Source organism: Granulicella aggregans, from assembly GCF_014203275.1.
Classification (GTDB): Bacteria; Acidobacteriota; Terriglobia; order Terriglobales; family Acidobacteriaceae; genus Edaphobacter.
In genome coordinates, this window is sequence record NZ_JACHIP010000008.1 from 61,407 (window position 1) to 78,286 (window position 16,880).

Consider the following 16,880-nt stretch of genomic DNA (forward strand, 5'->3'; position numbering starts at 1 on the left):
GCGACACTTCGCGGGCCAAGGAGATCTCCCCATGGCTGCATCCGTTCTTCCGGGCATCGAGTCCACGACAAATCACATTCCTTCTTCAACGCTTCATACGGGCGTGGACTTCAAGGTGATCCGCCGCAGCGGCGGGCTTTCGGCGTTCGATGCGAGCAAGATCTCGGTCGCGATCACCAAGGCTTTCATCGCTGTGGAAGGGACGGGGGCGACCTCGTCGCGCCGGATTCACGACCTGGTGGAAGAGATGACGGGGCAGATCGTCGAAGCTCTGAGCGGACGGACGGACCAGTCGCGGGCGCTGCACATTGAGGACATCCAGGACCAGGTAGAGCTGGCGCTGATGCGCTCCGGCGAACACAAGGTGGCACGGGCGTACGTGCTCTATCGCGCGGAACGAGCGCAGCTGCGCAAGACGGCTGCGATTGCCGCGCCGTCGGCCCCCGGCATCACGGTGCGTCACGCCGATGGGACGACATCGCCGCTCGATGAGACCCGGCTGCGGCGTGAGGTACAGATGGCCTGCGCGGGACTCGATGGCGTCTCCGCCGAAGCGGTGATGGCTGAAGTTCGACGCAATCTTTACGACGGTGTACTCGAGCACGAGGTAGGGCTGGCGCAGACGCTGGCGGCGCGGACGCTGATCGAGCAGGAGCCGAACTATGCGTTTGTAAGCGCGCGGCTGCTGATCAATATCCTGCGAGAAGAGGCGCTGGCGTTCATGCTTCCGGGCGAAGTACGGAGGATGCGTGAGTCCGTCGCGATCGACTACAAGACGTACTTCCCGGCGTACTTAAATAAGGCGATTGAGCTGGAGTTGGTCGATAAGGAGCTGCGCACGTTCGATCTCGAGAAGATTACGGCGGCGCTACTGCCGGAGCGCGATGGCAACTTCCAGTTGCTTGGGCTGCAGACGCTGTATGACCGCTACTTCCTGCATCACGATGGCATTCGGTTCGAGCTGCCGCAAGCGTTCTTCATGCGCGTGGCGATGGGACTTGCCGTTCGCGAGATCGATCGCGAGGCGCGGGCGATTGAGTTCTACGACCTGATCTCGAAGTTCGACTTTATGTGCTCGACCCCGACGCTGTTCAACGCGGGAACGTTGCGGCCGCAGCTTTCGTCGTGCTTCCTGACGACGATCGATGATGATCTCGCGGGAATCTTCAAGGCGATCAAAGACAATGCTCTACTGTCGAAGTATGCCGGTGGTCTGGGCAATGACTGGAGCGGCGTCCGTGGGCTTGGATCGCACATCAAGGGGACCAATGGGCAATCGCAGGGAGTCGTTCCGTTCCTGAAGGTGGCGAACGATACGGCGATTGCGGTGAACCAGGGCGGTAAGCGCAAGGGTGCGGTCTGCGGGTACCTCGAGACGTGGCACATCGATGTCGAGGAGTTTCTCGACCTGCGTAAAAACACCGGCGACGATCGCCGCAGGACGCACGACATGAATACGGCGAACTGGGTGCCGGACCTGTTCATGAAGCGCGTGGAACTGGACGGAAGCTGGACGCTGTTTTCGCCGGACGAGGTTCCTGATCTGCATGACCTGTACGGGCGCGCGTTCGCGGACAAGTACGTGGAGTATGAGGCGAAGGCGGCGCGAGGCGAGATGCGGGTGAGCCGCACGGTGCGCGCGGTAGAGCTGTGGCGTCGGATGCTGACCATGATCTTCGAGACGGGACATCCGTGGATCACGTTCAAGGACCCGTGCAATCTGCGCTCGCCGCAGCAGCACGCGGGCGTCGTGCACTCGTCGAACCTTTGCACGGAGATCACGCTGAACACGTCATCGCGCGAGATTGCGGTCTGCAATCTCGGCTCCGTGAATCTGGCGAACCACATGACCGACACCGGGCTCGACCACGCGCACGTTGCGCGGACAGTCAAGACAGCGATGCGGATGCTCGACAACGTGATCGACATCAACTTCTACACCGTGCCTGAGGCTAGGGCTTCGAACCTGCGGCATCGGCCGGTCGGTCTCGGCGTGATGGGCCATCAGGACGCTTTATACAAGCTGCGGATTCCGTTTGCTTCGGATGCGGCGGTGCGGTTCGCGGATGAGTCGATGGAGCGCGTGAGCTATGAGGCGATCTCGGCTTCGGTCGACCTTGCGGAAGAGCGCGGGAAGTACCCTAGCTTTGAGGGATCGCTGTGGAGCAAGGGGATTCTGCCCATTGATTCGATTTCGATTCTCGAGGACAACCGCGAGTTGCCGGTGCGCGTAGATCGTAGCTCGACGCTCGATTGGGATGGTTTGCGCGAGCGCGTGAAGACGAGCGGGATGCGGAACTCGAACACGTTAGCGATTGCGCCGACGGCGACGATCTCGAACATCTGCGGCGTGACACAGTCGATTGAGCCGACGTACCAGAACCTCTTTGTGAAGTCGAATATGAGCGGTGACTTCACGGTCGTGAATGCGTCGCTGGTGAACGACTTGAAGCGGCTCGACCTTTGGGACGAGGTGATGATCTCCGACCTGAAGTATTTCGACGGCAGCGTCGGAACGATCGATCGTGTGCCCGAGGAGATGAAGCGGCTGTATGCGACCTCGTTTGAGGTGGACGCGACCTGGCTGATTCAGGCGGCGGCTTGCAGGCAGAAGTGGATCGACCAGGCGCAGTCCTTGAACCTGTATATCGACCAACCGAGCGGGAAGAAGCTCGACGGGCTTTATCGCGAGGCGTGGCACGCGGGGTTGAAGACGACCTATTATCTGCGGTCTCGCTCGGCTACGCATGTGGAGAAATCGACGATGAATCGGACGGATGGGAAGTTGAACGCGGTGGCGGTTGCGACTCCGCTACCGGCGAAGGGTGCGGTTTGCGATATGAGCGATCCGGGCTGCGAGGCTTGCCAGTAGGTTTTGTGGCTGAGCTTTGCCGCTTGTGGTCGAAAGATCCGAGCGGTTTGGGTGATGTGAGCGCAGTCGGGGTCCTTCGACTGCGGCCCTTGCGGTGAAGCCGCAAGGGCCTTCGCTCAGGATGACGGATTTTGACGATTGGGAAAAAGGGGGAGTGCTATGGGATTGGATTGGGCGGAAGTTGAAGTAGAAGAAAAGGTTCAGCCGGTAGCGGTGCCGGTTGCGACTGCTGCTCCTGTGGTTGAGAGCGTTCTGGCGGTTGAGCCCGTGGTATCGGGCTCTCGGGTGCGGGTCGATCAGAAGGCGATGATCAATTGCCGCGCAGACGTGAACCAGTTGCTGCCGCTGAAGTACCGGTGGGCGTGGGAGAAGTATCTTTCCGGCTGCAACAATCACTGGATGCCTACTGAGGTCTCCATGCAGGCGGACATTGCGGTATGGAAGAGCCCGAATGGGCTGACCGAAGACGAGCGCCGCGCGATCAAGCGCAACCTCGGCTTCTTCGCGGCGTCGGAGTCGTTGGTGGCGAACAACATCGTGCTGGCGATCTATCGGCATCTGACGAACCCGGAGTGCCGCCAGTACCTGCTGCGGCAGGCGTTCGAAGAGGCGGTGCATACGCATACGTTCCAATACATCGTGGAGAGCCTTGGCCTGAATGAGGGCGAGCTCTTCAATATGTATCGCGAGGTGCCTTCGATCACCCGCAAGGCGGAGTGGGCGATCAAGTACACCCAGGCGCTTTCGGATCCGTTGTTTGAGACAGGTACGATCGAGAATGATCGTGCGTTTCTGCGGGATCTGATCGCGTTCTACGTCGTCTTTGAAGGCATGTGGTTTTATACCGGATTCGCGCAAATTCTGTCGCTTGGGCGGCGGAACAAGATGGTTGGTATCGCGGAGCAGTACCAGTACATCCTGCGCGATGAGAGCATCCACCTGAACTTCGGGATCGACGTGATCAACCAGATCAAGGCAGAGAACCCGGCGCTTTGGAGTGAGGAGTTCCAGGAAGAGGTTCGCGGGATGCTGCGCTCTGGCGCGGAGCTTGAGGCGGCTTATGGACGCGATACGATGCCGAACGGGTTCCTAGGGCTGAGTGCGGGGCTTTGCGAGCAGTACATGCACTTCATCGCGAACCGTCGCTGCGCACAGATCGGGCTGGGACCGGTGTTCGCGGAGGTGGAGAATCCCTTTCCGTGGATGAGTGAGGCGATCGATCTGAAGAAGGAGAAGAACTTCTTCGAGACGCGGGTGATTGAGTATCAGACGGGTGGGTCGTTGGGGTGGGAGTAACCGCCCCCCCTTCTACTTAGGCTGGATGGCCGGTGTAGTTGATGTCGAGGCGGTAGCCTGCGCCGTCTGCTGGGATGTTGAAGCCTTCCACGGTCACCGTATGCCATCCCGTTTGCGTGGCTTTGCCGAGGGCCTTCGGTGGGGCGATGGTTGAGGCCGTGCCGATGCGTAGTTGGGCGATGAGGACGTCGTCTTTGTCGGTGACGGTGGCATTGATAGCCCAGCCTTTTGGCAGAGCGTCGTGAGCACCATGCAGCGATAAAGCGATCGAGATGTGGCTGCCCTTGGCGCAACAGACTCGCTGCGGAAGGATGTGGGTACCGTTCATCGCTGGGCGGACATCGAGGTCGAAGATGCCGAAGTAGCTCTGGGTGGTGGATCGGGAGCGGTTGCTGAAGGCTTCGTTGACGCCGCCGGGCGCGAAACAGAGGTAGGACTGGCCGCTGGCGAAGGCGTTTGAGGGAATCGTGAAGGTGGCGTTGCCGTTGTTGTCGGTGGTGATGTCGCCGTGATGGCCGGTGTAGTCGTGAAGCTGGCGGTTGGGGCCGAAGGGCGTGGCGCAGGTGATGGTGCGCGGGGAGAGGGTGTTGAAGTTGAGGGCGGTCAGAAGGCCTCCGCTGTTGCCGGCGGCACCGCCGTTGCCGTCGCGCGAGGCGACGTGGACGTCGCGGTCGAGCCAGAGGACTTGATAGGCACCGAAGGCGAAGGTGCGGGAGATCCAGGTGAGGTTGTCGATGAGGGTATGGAGGCCGTAGGCGCCGGGCCAGACGGAGGCGGGGAAGTAGTCCTTGCCGTAGACGAGGGCGAGGCGGAGGGGGAGCGAGAGTAGATAGGCGTAAGCCAGGCCCTTGTTGAAGACGACCTGTTGGCCGGGGCTGGTATCGGTGTCGGGGTTGTCGACAAAGCCGACAGAGAGGCCTGAGTTCCATTCGAAGTAGCCTGCGCCACCCTGCTCAAGCTGGGTGGCGTCGAAGTTGTCACAGGCGGCCTGGATGCGGAAGTGGAGAGGGAAGTCCTGGACAGCGGAGCGGCCATTCATGGGCTGCTGAGTGGCCCAGGTGTTGAGGTTGGCGGGGTTGCCATCGAAGTATTCGCTGTAGAACGGGGTGGCGGGAAGGGCGTCCATGATGCGACGGACGGACTGGGCGTGGGTGCCCTTGGTGTCGTCGAAGCGAAAGCCGACGGCCCCGGTGCGGGCGTGGACCCAAGTGAGGTAATTCTTTGCGTCGTCTTCGGTGACTCCGGCGGGGATGGCGTTCTGATAGGAGAGTTCGCGGCCAAAGGGCTCGTCGTCGGGGCGATCGGGGACATCGTCTTCGGGGCGGAAGGGAGGGATGGGGTCGTTGCCGCCGAGGCCGCCGCGGAACCATCCGGGCGCAGTCTGGCCGCGAGCGACCTTATTGCCATCTTTGCCGGAGTACTTGAAGATGCCGGGGCCGCCGTTTTCGCCGCTCATCTGGTGGAGGACGAGGTCGCCGTAGGTCTGGCAGCCGTGGGCGTTGAGTGCGGCGATGGCAGCCATCAGGCTCTCGAGTGAGCCGTAGCGCGTTCCGTTAAGGTTGCGGCGTTCGAAGAGACCGTAGCCGTCAGACCCGGGCGACGCGCCGCCTTCCGCGAGGGACCAGGGCGGCAGTTGAACGATGTCAAAGCTGGAGGCAATGGCGGTTGCTTCGGAGTGGAGGAAGTCCCAGAGGAAGGGCTTGCCGGGATCGGTGTTGGGGGCGGGGACGGTAATACGCTGTCCAGCGGCGGGGCCTGGGAAGCGGGCCCAGGCTATGAGGCCTATTGCCATGGGAAGGCTCCGGCTTTTTCTGGCTGAGTTGGGCCGGGTTGAGGGCTGGACTCCTGGGCCAAAAGGTCCAAGCGGTATGCGCGGTCTCGGGGTCCTTCGACTTCGGTTGGCACGGTAAAGCCGAGCCAACCTTCGCTCAGGATGACGGATATTCGTAGAGCATCGATGATCATCACAGCAGACCTTTACACATTTCAGAGGCAGACTCATTACGGGATGGCGTAGACATCGACGCCTCCGTTGTAGTTGGGGAGATAGACCTGGCCGTCCCAGACGATGGGCGGCATGAACTTGTTGAAGACGTAGGGGACGCCGAAGCGCTGCGAGTCCCAGAGGACTTTGAGTGTCTTATTGCCGTTGGCGGTGTTGGTGATAAAGTTTTCGGCGTCGTAGGCGAGGAGGCGCCCGTTGGTGATGCGGGCGTTGCCGTCGCCGTAGGGGATGCTGCACCAGACGATGGCGGTGCCGAGGGTGTTGTTGTTGCTGGAGAGAGAGCAGAAGCCGCCGGGCATGCCCCCGGGAGAGTTGAAGCTTTCGATGGAGGCGATCTCATTGCCCTGGGCGAGGTATTTCAGGGAACCCGTGGCGGACATCTGCCAGGCGTGGAGCTGGGAGTTTTCGCCCCAGACGAAGAGCGTCATGCCACGGGTGGGACTCTGGTATTGGACGGGCGTCATGTGGAGGTGGCGGGTCTTGCCCCAGGGCATGAAGTTGAGGGTGGTGGTGTCCTGGGGACAGGGATCGACCGGGCCAGGTGAGGAGGTGAGCCAGACGGGTGGTGCGGCGAGTTTCGCGCAGTTGGTTTTGGCATTGGCGAAGTCAGCGGGCATGGTGTTGCCGAGGTTCGAGGTGTTGAGGACGTAGCCGATGCCATCTTTGCCGGAGCAGAGTAAGAGGCCGGTCTTCTGAAGTGGGCGCTTGGCGGATTTGGCGATGAGGGTGCAGCCGGCAGAGCCGAGGTCTTCATCGTTCCAGGCACCGTTGTTGCGGTCGGCGGGGAAGACGAGAGGGACAGCCGCGCCGGTGTTCTGGTCGAAGGTGGTGACGACCTTCGCGCCGGCGAGCGAGACGGACATGCCTCCGCCGACCGGCATGGCGGCCATCTCTTCCGACGGAGCGCTCTCGCCGGCGAGCTTGGCGGTGACGGGTGGGGCGGGGCCGGACTGGGTGGGATCCCTGCCGACACGGCCGGCGTCGGAGTAGGGGCTCCAGTGGCTAACGATGGCGAGGGAACCTTTGGTGCTGCCGGTGGTGGGAGGCGTGTACTGGGCCTTGAAGATGGTCTCGCCGAAGTCGTTGACGCCGTTGAACGAGCCGTTTCCGGTAACGCCGTAGAGGAAGCCATCAGAGTCTGCGGCAACGCCCTGGCCGCCCATCCAGATGCCTGCGCCGATGCCTTCGGACATGGGTAGGAAGGCGGTGATGGTGTTCGACGCGACATCGAAGGCGATGATGGCACCGGCGGCGTTGCGGCCTGTTTCCTGGACCGTTCCGTAGGCGAAGAAGACGGTCTTGCGGCTGTTGATGTTGGTCAGCACCAGCGAGCTGCGCTGTTTGCGCATTGTGGCGGAGTAGGTCTGAGTGCCGTTGGTGAGGCCGGCGAGCGAGACCGGAGGCTTGGTCTGGTTGCCGGTAGCGACATCGAGGGTGTAGATGAAGTGGACGCCATTCGCCGGCGTACCGTCCGGCGAGATCCAGGCGACGAGGTAGACGAGCTTGGTGTCGGGGTCGATGACGCCGGTGGAGAGGACGCCCCACTTGTCGTTGATGAGGTGGAAGTCGATGGCTGCGCCGCCGTCGACGGGGCGGCCTAGCGCGGGTGTCTGCCAGATGGCCGCGCCGGTGTGGGCGTCGACGCCACGGACGACGTTGGCCATGGAGGGCAGGACCATGATGTCGTGAGTAGTGCCGTCGGGAAGTTTCACGCCGGGCAGGATGAGGGGCTGACATTCGGTGCCGCGCGCATCGCCGACGACGGGGATGGTGGTCGTGCGGACGAGGCCTTTGGTGAGCAGGACGTTTGGCGTGAGGATGGTCTCGTGGGTGTTGGCACCGGCGCGGTCGTTGGTGAAGGCTCGGGTGGTGACGGCGGGGAGTGTCTGCGCGAGTGCCGGAAGCGTGAACAGAAGTGCGGCGGCAGCGAGACGGGGGAGAACGATCACGGAGCACCTCTTGGAAGTGGTGTGGTATCGGGCCCTGGTCGTGCTGATCTTGCTAAGGTGCAGTCACGGTCGACTGAGTTACGACCTGGGAGAGCCAGACCAACTGGAGGGTCTGGAAAGCGCTTCCCATGGTGTACGGCTGAGAGGGAACGTTTCAATTCGGGAGCTTGGGGACGGCGAAACGCGCTGTTCGGTGTCGGGGACAGGATAGCTGGATTGAGTGTGGGGTCAAGAGAAATCTGGTGGCAGGTTGCGCTCGGCTCGGGGAGTGGTGGCGCGGAGGAAAAGCAGGTCCTTCGACTCCGTTTGGCACAAGAGCGTGCCAAACTCCGCTCAGGATGACAGGGTTTGGGTGGAGCAGGAGGAAAGCGGCTCGTGCTCTGCACGAATGTCCCACCCATGACCAAAAGCGAGTCATGGATGGGGCACCCGGCGTTTGTGGTTAGTCCCACTCATCGCGATGAAACTGCGATGAATGGGGCGCACAGTTTGCGGTGAATGGAGCACAGGTCCTGGGATGAATGAGGCACGCGAGTTGGACGCTGTGTATTCTGCGGGGATGGGTGAGAAGCGGCAGGCAGATTCAACGAGCGGTATAGTTCGGGGTTTGGCGGTGATTGGTGCTGGGGCGGTGGCGCTGTATGGGGCGAAGGTGCTGCTCAATCTCTTTGGGCCGCAGCCGAGATTTGCGATCAACGAAGATCTTGGAGCGCCGCTGGACTCGGAGGAGTTCATTCAATTTCTCAGCCTGGTGACGGATGGGACGCGGCGGCGGTCGAGGCTGAAGCGGTTGAAGAATGGCGCGGAGTTCTATCCCGAGTACATCGCGGCCATCAGCAAAGCGAAGCACTCGATCAACCTGGAGTTTTACGAGTTCCTTGAAGGTTGGGTGAGTGCGGAGGTGGTGGCTGCGCTGACGGAACGGGCGCAGGCGGGCGTCGAGGTGCGGGTGATCGTCGATGCTGTGGGGAGCCTCGATACGAGCGACCGGTACTTCGACGAACTGCGGCGGGCGGGAGGGCAGATGTACTGGTATCACCCTCTGCGTTGGGATACGTGGCAGGAGCTGAACCAGAGGACTCATCGCAAGCTGCTGATCATCGATGGAGAGACAGGGTTTATGGGCGGCGCGGGAGTGGCCGACCAGTGGATTGAGGCGACAAAGCGGGAGCCGGCGTGGCGGGATACGGTCTTTTGTGTGGAGGGCGAGGCGGTTGCGGGGATGATCTCGGCGTTCAGCGAAAACTGGCTGGAGGCTTCGGGAGAGATACTTTCGGGACCGAAGCAGTTCGGGTTCAAGGCGATGCCTGAGGGCTCGGAGAGCTTTGTGGTTTCTAGTACGCCGAGGGGTGGCGGAACGCAGGCGAGGATTTTATTTCAGGCGTTGATCAAGAGTGCGCGGAAGACGATTCGGATCACGACGCCGTATTTTTTGCCGGACAAGTCGGCGCGTGAGGCACTGATCGAAGCGGTGGAGAAGCGTGGGGTGAGCGTACAGATTCTGACGGCTGGGCCGCATATTGACCACAAGTTCATCCGGACGCTGAGCCGGCGGAGCAGCCGGCATCTGCTGACGGCGGGAGCGGAGATCTTCGAGTATCAGCCGGCGATGATCCACGCGAAGTTGCTGACGGTGGATGGGATGTGGTGCGTGATTGGGTCGACGAACTTCGATCACCGGTCGTTTGCGCTGAATGACGAAGTGAACATGGCCGTGCTGGATCGTGAGTTGGCTGCGACGATCGAGGGCGATTTTGCGGAGGACTTGAAGGTGAGCGAACCGCTGACGCTGGCGATGATGCGGGATCGGACTCCGCTGGGCAAATTGGAGGATTTGTTGGGGGAGGCGCTGGAGAGCCAGAGCTGAACGGTGCAGCGCGTTTGTGGCTTTCCCATTCATCGCGATGAAGCTGCGATGAATGGGGCACAGATTTGTTGCTGCGTGATAACCCACGTCTCAGGAGCGAGACGTGGGGCACCGAGTTTAGTGGGGGTAGTCGACGCGGAGGGTTTTGATTTCGAAGGGGCCTACGGGTAAGGTTGCGGTGTTGTTGGTGACCGAGATGGATTCGCCGATGGGTTGCTCCATGAGGTTGACCTCGGTGGCGGAGGTTGCGCCGGGGGGCAGTGTGAACTTCGCGCTGGAGGACTTGCCGGACCAGTCGTAGACGCGGAGGATGAGGGAGTTGGTGTCCTCGGACTTCTTGATGGCGGTGAGGATGACGTTGTCGTCGTCGACCGAAACGAAGGAGTGCGAGGACGCGAGGGAGCCCATGTGGGCTTCGACGACCGAGGCCTGCAGGGGGTAGTTGAGCTCGTAGCCCTTGCGCTCGGTCATGGCCTGCTGCCAGGTTCCGGCGTGCGGGTAGAGAGCGTAGCGGAAGTGCTGGATGCCGCGGTCGGCTTCGGGGTCAGGCCATGTGGGCGAGCGTAGGAGTGAGAGGCGGAGGGTGTTGCCGATGGCGTCGTACCCGTACTTCTCTTCGTTGAGAAGAGAGAAGCCGTTGTGGGCATCGCTGAGGTCGGCCCAGCGGAGGGCAGGAACTTCGAACTTCGCGGACTCCCATGAATTATTCCGCGTTGTAGGCCGCTGGATGGTGCCGTAGGGAATCTCGAAGGTAGCCATGGGGCCGGATGCGGCTAGCGGGAAGGCGGCCTTGAGGAGGATGTGGGTCTCGTGCCAGTCGACGGTGTTGTCGATGACGACGGTGTCGGCGTTAGCGGCCAGCGAGATGTCCTGGGTGAAGTGCGAGCTCTGCCAGGTGCGTTCGATTCGGATGGTTGAACGAACCGGGCCACTCTCGATGAGCTTGATGGAGTCGACCTTGTCGATGGGCATGGGGTGATCGAAGGTGCCGTAGTCGATGTTCCAGGCGTCGTAGTCCTTGGGGGTGTCCTTGAAGGCCTGGAGCTGGTTGCCGCAGGACTTCGGGGCGATGGCTTCGAAGTTGGACTTCTTATTGACGAGGCTGGTGATGCAGCCGGTGGTGGGATCGACGGCGACGCGGAGGTTGCCGTTTTCGAGCTTGGAAGAGGTTGCAGCGTAGCCTACGCCGGCCAGGTGCTCGGCTGTTGTGACATGAAGGACCTGGTAGCCCATGCTGGGAGTTTTATTGGTCAGGACTTCAAGGGTGAAGCGGTTCGTCTTAGGGTCGGCGGCGATGATCTGCGAGGTAAGGACGTTGCCGTTTGCATCGCGGACCGAGGGTTCGCCGTCGGGCTTCGGGAGCTGGACTTCGAGGCGGACCAGGCCGTCGCGGGGCCATGCCAGCGGGTTGGTCACGAGGACAGGAGTGCCGGGCTCTTCGCCGGTGTCGATGCGGGCAGCGATGGAGTTGAGCGCATGCTGTGCGGCCTCGGCGTCTTCGAGGCGGACCATGTCGAACTCTTTCTGGGCGTCCTTGTAGATGATGCCGATGCCGGAGCCGGCGGCAAGGTCGTGGAAGCCGTTGAAGGCGATTTTCTTCCAGGCGTCGGTGAACTGGGCGTTGGGGTAAGCGTCGCCGTAGAGCCAGGCGATCGACGAGAGCTTTTCGGCGTTGAGGGTGTTCTCTTCGGCCTCGCGCATGTTGCGCTTGTGCTGAGCCTGGGTGGTCTGGACGCCGCGATGGTACTCGAAATACATCTCGTCCTTCCAGGTGGGGATGACCATCTTGCCGGCTTCAGGCGTGGGGAAGTTGTAGCCCTTGGCGATGGACTGGTAGTTCCAGGTTTTTGATTCGGCGGCGATGGTCTGTTCGGCGGCGGTGAAGAAGGTCTGGGCGAGGCCGAAGTGCATCTGGGGCGTGACAGCGTTGTCGGCGTGGGCCCAGTGTTCGCCCTGGTCGAGGATGGTGCGTGTCGGTCCGCCGCCGTGGTCGCCGATGCCGTAGAGGTCCATCATCGTCGTCATGCCGGGGGCGCGTTCACGAGCGACGGCGAGATCGCCGGAGAGCCGGACGGGGTCGAGGTTGTCATTCGAGTAGTCGTGAGGGAAGTAGCTGAGGACCTTGCTGCCGTCCGGCGACTGCCACCAGAAGAGTTTGAAGGGGAGCTGGTTGGTGTCGTTCCAGGTCATCTTCTGGGTGACGAAGTAGTCGACGCCGGAGCGCTTGTAGATCTGGGGGAGCTGCCAGTTATAGCCGAAGGAGTCGGGGTTCCAGCCGATGCGGACGTCGACGCCGTAGTGCTGCTTGAACCAGCGCTTGCCTAGGAGAAGTGACCGGACCTGGGATTCGCCGTCCGGGAGGTTGAGGTCGGGCTCGACCCACATGCCGCCGACGACCTCCCAGCGGCCTTCCTTGATGCGCTGCTTGATCTCGGCGTCCATGGCCGGGTACTTGTCGGCCATCCACTCGTTGTACTGGGCGGCGGACTGGGTGTAGGTGTAGTCCGGGTACTCGTTCATCAACTGCAATGCGGTGGAGAAGGTGCGGCGGACGACGTCGATGGTCTCGGACTCGGGCCAGAGCCACGCGGCGTCGATGTGCGAGTTGCCGGTCATGTGGAGGGTGTCTTTTTGCAGGATGGGGCGGAGGGGTTCGAGGAGCGAGAGGGACTTGGTGAGGGAGGCATCGAAGGCGGTCTGGTCGGATTTGTCGAGGGCGGAGAGATCGACGGCCTTGATTGCGGAGTTGAGGGTGGAGAGGTTGCCGGGGTCGGCGGTGCCGTGGTGGTCTCCCACCCAGGGCAGGAGCTTCTGCGCGACTTCGAACTGGGTGCGGAGGTCAAGAGGATTCGGACGGCCGGGGGCCATGTCAATGTGCATCTTGACGCCGTTGAAGGTCTTGTCGTCGTTGGTGTGCAGGAGCTTGACGGCCACGAGGACGGAGTCGCCTGGCTTGGCGTTTTCGAAGAGGACGGTCTGTTCGAGGTCTTCGCCGAGAGCCACGCGGCGGCCATCGAAGTAGAGGATCTCGGGCATGGGGCCGTTCGCGCCGACATCGAAGCGAATCCAGATGCGGGTGCCGGCGAGGTCGTAGCCGTTTAGGGTCTTGGGGACGGTGAGGCGGGCGCGATACCAGATGGCCTCGTGATCCGTCGTGTTGCGCGGGGTCTTGGCGACGGACCAAGATGAGTCGTCGAGCTTGGGGTCTTCGCCGTGGGCGATGTCGGCGGGGTGGAAGCGCCATTCGACGGCGGGGAAGCTGCCGAGGGAGCCGAGACGGTCGATGGTGGCTGTGGCTGCGGGGTCAAGGGTGGCCTGGGGCGCGGGAGGCTGCTGGCCGAACTGAGCGGTCGCGAGCGCAGGAAGGAGGCAGGAGACCGAGAGAAGTGAGGCGAGGAACGGAGCGCGCATAGACCACCTTGAGCAAAATTGGCGACCGGGACAAGCGTTTGCCCGACCGGTACCGAAGATAACATTTTGCGGCTGGCGGATGTATCTGTCACAGGGGCCCCGATGACATTGACGGTTTCTTTATGTGTTGAATCTTATGATTAATGAGCGCTTGTGACCTGGATGAAGTTGAACCCGGAGAGCAAGCAGGAGAGCAGGTCGAAGGTGCGGCGAAGGTCGGGGTGGGTGATCGGGAGTGGTTTGTGGGCAATGCTTTCACTTGCTGCATTTGCCCAGACAGCAGCGAGTGTTGAAGGCCCTGCAAGCACGTCGACGGATGGATTTCTACGTCGGTTGGAGAGATTCTACTCAGAGGATTTCAAGGGGACGGCGGCTTCGGGGCCTCCTGCGCCACGACGAGGATTGCCTTCGCCGTTGAGTTCGCCCCCATTTCCAAATGTGGACTGGTCCTATGGCGGATCACCGCAGATTGGCGAGGCGGACACGAATGTGTATCCGCTGATGACTGCGATCAACGGGGCGAAGAGCCGGATAAAAATGTATGGATGGGTTGAGCCAACGTTCAATTTGAGTACGTCGAGGGATAGGAACTATCCGGAGACGAATGATGTGTACTCGAACCGGCTCGAGATGAATCAGTTCGTGGTGTACGTGGAGCGGCTGCCGGACACGGTGCAGCGGGAGCATATCGACTGGGGCTTTCACTTGACTTCATTCTTCGGGACGGACTATCGGTCTACGACCGACAAGGGTTATCTGAGCAGTCAACTGATCGATCACGACCGGCAATATGGTTTCGATCCGGTGCTGGAGTATGTGGATGTCTACTTTCCGCATTTGGCGAAGGGGATGAATGTGCGGGTGGGGCGGTGGATCTCTATACCCGGGATTGAGGCGCAGTTGACGCCGAATAACTATGACTTCAGCCACTCGCTGCTGTACTCAATTGATCCGTTCACCGATACGGGAGTGCTGGCGACGATCCAATTGAACGACCAGTGGCTGGTGCAGGCGGGGCTAACGGGGAGCCACGATGTGGCGTTGTGGACTCCGGATGCGAAGCCGTCGTTTACGGGGTGCGTGAACTATACGACGAAGAGCGTGAACGATAACTTCTATCTCTGCGCGAACGGCATCAACGACGGGGAGTATGCGTTCAACAATCTACAGATGTACGACGGGACCTGGTATCACAAGGTCGGGAAGAACTGGCACTTTGCGACGGAGGCTTACGCGATGTATGAGCGCGATGTGCCGAGTGTGACGGGTCCGATCGCAGTCGAGAAAGGGACGACTGGAGCGGCTTGCAGGGCGGGTGAGGTGAAGTGTCTTGCCCCGGAGTGGGCGATGGTGAACTATGCGAACCGGCAGTTATCGGCGCATGATTTTATTTCGTTTCGCAGCGATTTTTTGAATGACAAGAAGGGGCAGCGGACGGGGACGGCAACGAAGTACAGCGAAGGCACGGTGATGCTGAGTCACTGGGTGGGATCGACGGTGCAGATACGGCCGGAGGTACGGTTCGATCATGCGTGGGATCGGCCGGGGTATGACAAAGGGACGAGGTCGAACCAGTTCACGTTTGCGACCGATTTGATTGTTCACTTCTAAACGACATCAGGCTTTGTAGGAGTCGCCGAGCTGTTTGACCAGAGCCCTCCTGAGTGCGCCCTTCGCGAGGCAGGAGACGATCATTGGCCCCGGTGAGAGGAAGGCGCGGAGGGCCCAGGGTGCGGGAGCGATGAGCTTGGCGATGACAGCGCGGAAACGCTTGAAGATGAGGTCTACGATGATGTCGAGCTTGGCCTCGCGCATCTGGAAGCGGGGGACCTCGGGGATAGGCTCACGGAGATGCGGAGAGCAGATGGGAACGATAGGCAGCCAGGGTTTGCCGGGCGCGGCGGAGGTCTTCGAGGCGTCCGGCGGAGTGGGGTCGGGGCGGCCGTAGCGGGCGATGAGGGCGGCCAGGGCGGCGGGGTCCGACGGTAGCGATGGGGCGATGATGACGTTGTCCTGGGGCAGAAGGAAGTGATCCAGGAGGAACTTCTGACAGTTACGGCGGCCGAGGGCGAAGTCGTGGGCACGGAAGCCGCGCTCGAAGAAGCCTCCGAAGGCACTGAGGGCGGCGCATTGGAGGGCGGGTGGCGTCCTGGTTGGGTCGGCGAGGTGCTGCTTGCGGAGGTCGTCGTCGGATGGGGCGATGATGAAGTTGCTGAAGCTGGCTCCGCCGAGGAGTTTGCTGAGGGATTGACCGAAGAAGCGGGACTGGGAGATGAGGGCTCCGAAGAGCGCGGGCAGGGCGCGGATGACGGCCGATTGTCTTGCCGGGTCGTAGACGGAGTCGTAGGCCTGCGTGGTGGGGAAGGGAGCGATGCTGAGGACGGCGCGGTCGGTCTCGACGGCGTCGCTAATGAGATGTTTCGCACCGGGCACGGGGCAGGACGATGCGAGCAGGAAGTCGTGAGCGTAGTTGAAGGGATCGTTGTTGGTGACGCCTCCGTCGACGTTTACGGTCTTGAAGGGATCGGGCATGGCGGGCGGGAAGTGCGGCGGACCGGTCGGGGTCGAAGTGCTGTCGGCGGTGGCGACTGCTTCCCAGCCGGGCGGGCAGTACTCTGCCTGGAAGCGCGGAAGGACGCGTGGCTTGAGGAAGACGGGGAAGGCGCCGGTGGCCATGGCGGCGGTCTGAAGGGTCTTCCAGGCGAGGGTGGGCGGATAGGACATGGCAGCGGGGTTGACGTCGAGGATGCGGTCGGGGAGCGGCGGCGGCGGATAGGCGGGGAAGGATTTGGCGGATTCGAGTTGGAAGCGGATGCGGTCGCCGTAGAAGAAGGTGGACTCTTCGACCGAGCCGGGAGCGACGCTGACGATGGAGTAGGGGACGCCGCGGAGATTGGTGAGCGAGAGAAAGATGTTGAGGTTGGGTGATACGTAGGGGCGAGGCTCGGGGAGCGGATTTTTGCGGGTCAGGGCGTACTCCGCGATCTGCTCGATGATGGTGGAGTCGAGGAGTGAGTCGACGGTGGATTTTGGGTCGGCGAGGTCGTCGCTGCCGAGAAGCGGCTGGATGTCGATGCGATTGACCCAGCTCTCGTAAAAGCGGTTGGTGGTGCCGGTCTTGGAGGTGTCGGAGATGTGCTCAAAGTCGTCCTGCAGGAGGATGGCGGAGATGGCGGCGCACATGCCGCCGGCGGAGGCGCCGGTGAAGACTTCGATGGAGATGTCGTGGGTGGGGACAGTGGGGTCGACTTTTTTCTGGGCGTACCAGTCGTCGAGCACCTCGGTGAGGAAGTCGAGGACGCCCGCGGTGTAGGCTCCGGCGGAGACGGCTCCGGCCATGTTGATGCCAAGTTTGAACGGGGGCATGGGGGGAAGCTCCTGCCTGATTGGGATAAAGCGACGCGGCCTTTATACACGAGTGCCAAGCCGCGTCGATGAGCTATCGTGTGCGCGGTTGCGGGATCGTTACGTGGCGTCTGT

8 protein-coding genes are annotated in these 16,880 nt (G+C 61.7%); 4 read left to right on the forward strand and 4 right to left on the reverse strand.

What is annotated here, in order from left to right:
- Positions 1-31 precede the first annotated feature (31 nt).
- Both HDF16_RS22740 and HDF16_RS22745 read left to right on the forward strand, forming a co-directional pair.
- The gene (locus HDF16_RS22740) at positions 32-2,872 is read left to right on the forward strand and encodes a ribonucleoside-diphosphate reductase subunit alpha (protein ID WP_184221964.1); all 2,841 of its coding nucleotides are present in this window, start codon (positions 32-34) and stop codon (positions 2,870-2,872) included.
- Positions 2,873-3,031: 159 nt separating this feature from the next.
- Complete coding sequence (locus tag HDF16_RS22745; RefSeq protein ID WP_184221966.1) at positions 3,032-4,168, forward strand: ribonucleotide-diphosphate reductase subunit beta; 1,137 nt, start codon at positions 3,032-3,034, stop codon at positions 4,166-4,168.
- 16 nt (positions 4,169-4,184) lie between these two features.
- Here the strand turns inward: HDF16_RS22745 and HDF16_RS22750 are convergent, their stop codons facing one another.
- Positions 4,185-5,960 carry a hypothetical protein gene (locus HDF16_RS22750; protein ID WP_184221968.1) on the reverse strand — a complete coding sequence of 592 codons (1,776 nt, stop codon included), beginning with the start codon at positions 5,958-5,960 and terminating at the stop codon, positions 4,185-4,187.
- Between the two features lie 209 nt (positions 5,961-6,169).
- Positions 6,170-8,122, reverse strand: coding sequence for a hypothetical protein (locus tag HDF16_RS22755; protein ID WP_184221970.1), 1,953 nt, complete (start codon positions 8,120-8,122; stop codon positions 6,170-6,172).
- Positions 8,123-8,639: 517 nt separating this feature from the next.
- Between HDF16_RS22755 and HDF16_RS22760 the strand changes: the two genes are divergently transcribed.
- Positions 8,640-9,989, forward strand: coding sequence for a phospholipase D-like domain-containing protein (locus HDF16_RS22760; protein WP_184221972.1), 1,350 nt, complete (start codon positions 8,640-8,642; stop codon positions 9,987-9,989).
- Positions 9,990-10,106: 117 nt separating this feature from the next.
- On the opposite strand, the gene HDF16_RS22765 is transcribed toward HDF16_RS22760, so the two are convergent.
- A complete protein-coding gene (locus HDF16_RS22765; protein WP_184221974.1) occupies positions 10,107-13,400 on the reverse strand; it encodes an alpha-mannosidase in 3,294 nt (1,097 codons plus the stop codon).
- 162 nt (positions 13,401-13,562) lie between these two features.
- Between HDF16_RS22765 and HDF16_RS22770 the strand changes: the two genes are divergently transcribed.
- Positions 13,563-15,011: an outer membrane beta-barrel protein gene (locus HDF16_RS22770; protein ID WP_246409728.1), complete on the forward strand. Its 1,449-nt coding sequence runs from the start codon at positions 13,563-13,565 to the stop codon at positions 15,009-15,011.
- Positions 15,012-15,017: 6 nt separating this feature from the next.
- On the opposite strand, the gene HDF16_RS22775 is transcribed toward HDF16_RS22770, so the two are convergent.
- A complete protein-coding gene (locus tag HDF16_RS22775; RefSeq protein WP_184221976.1) occupies positions 15,018-16,766 on the reverse strand; it encodes a patatin-like phospholipase family protein in 1,749 nt (582 codons plus the stop codon).
- Between the last annotated feature and the right edge of the window lie 114 nt (positions 16,767-16,880).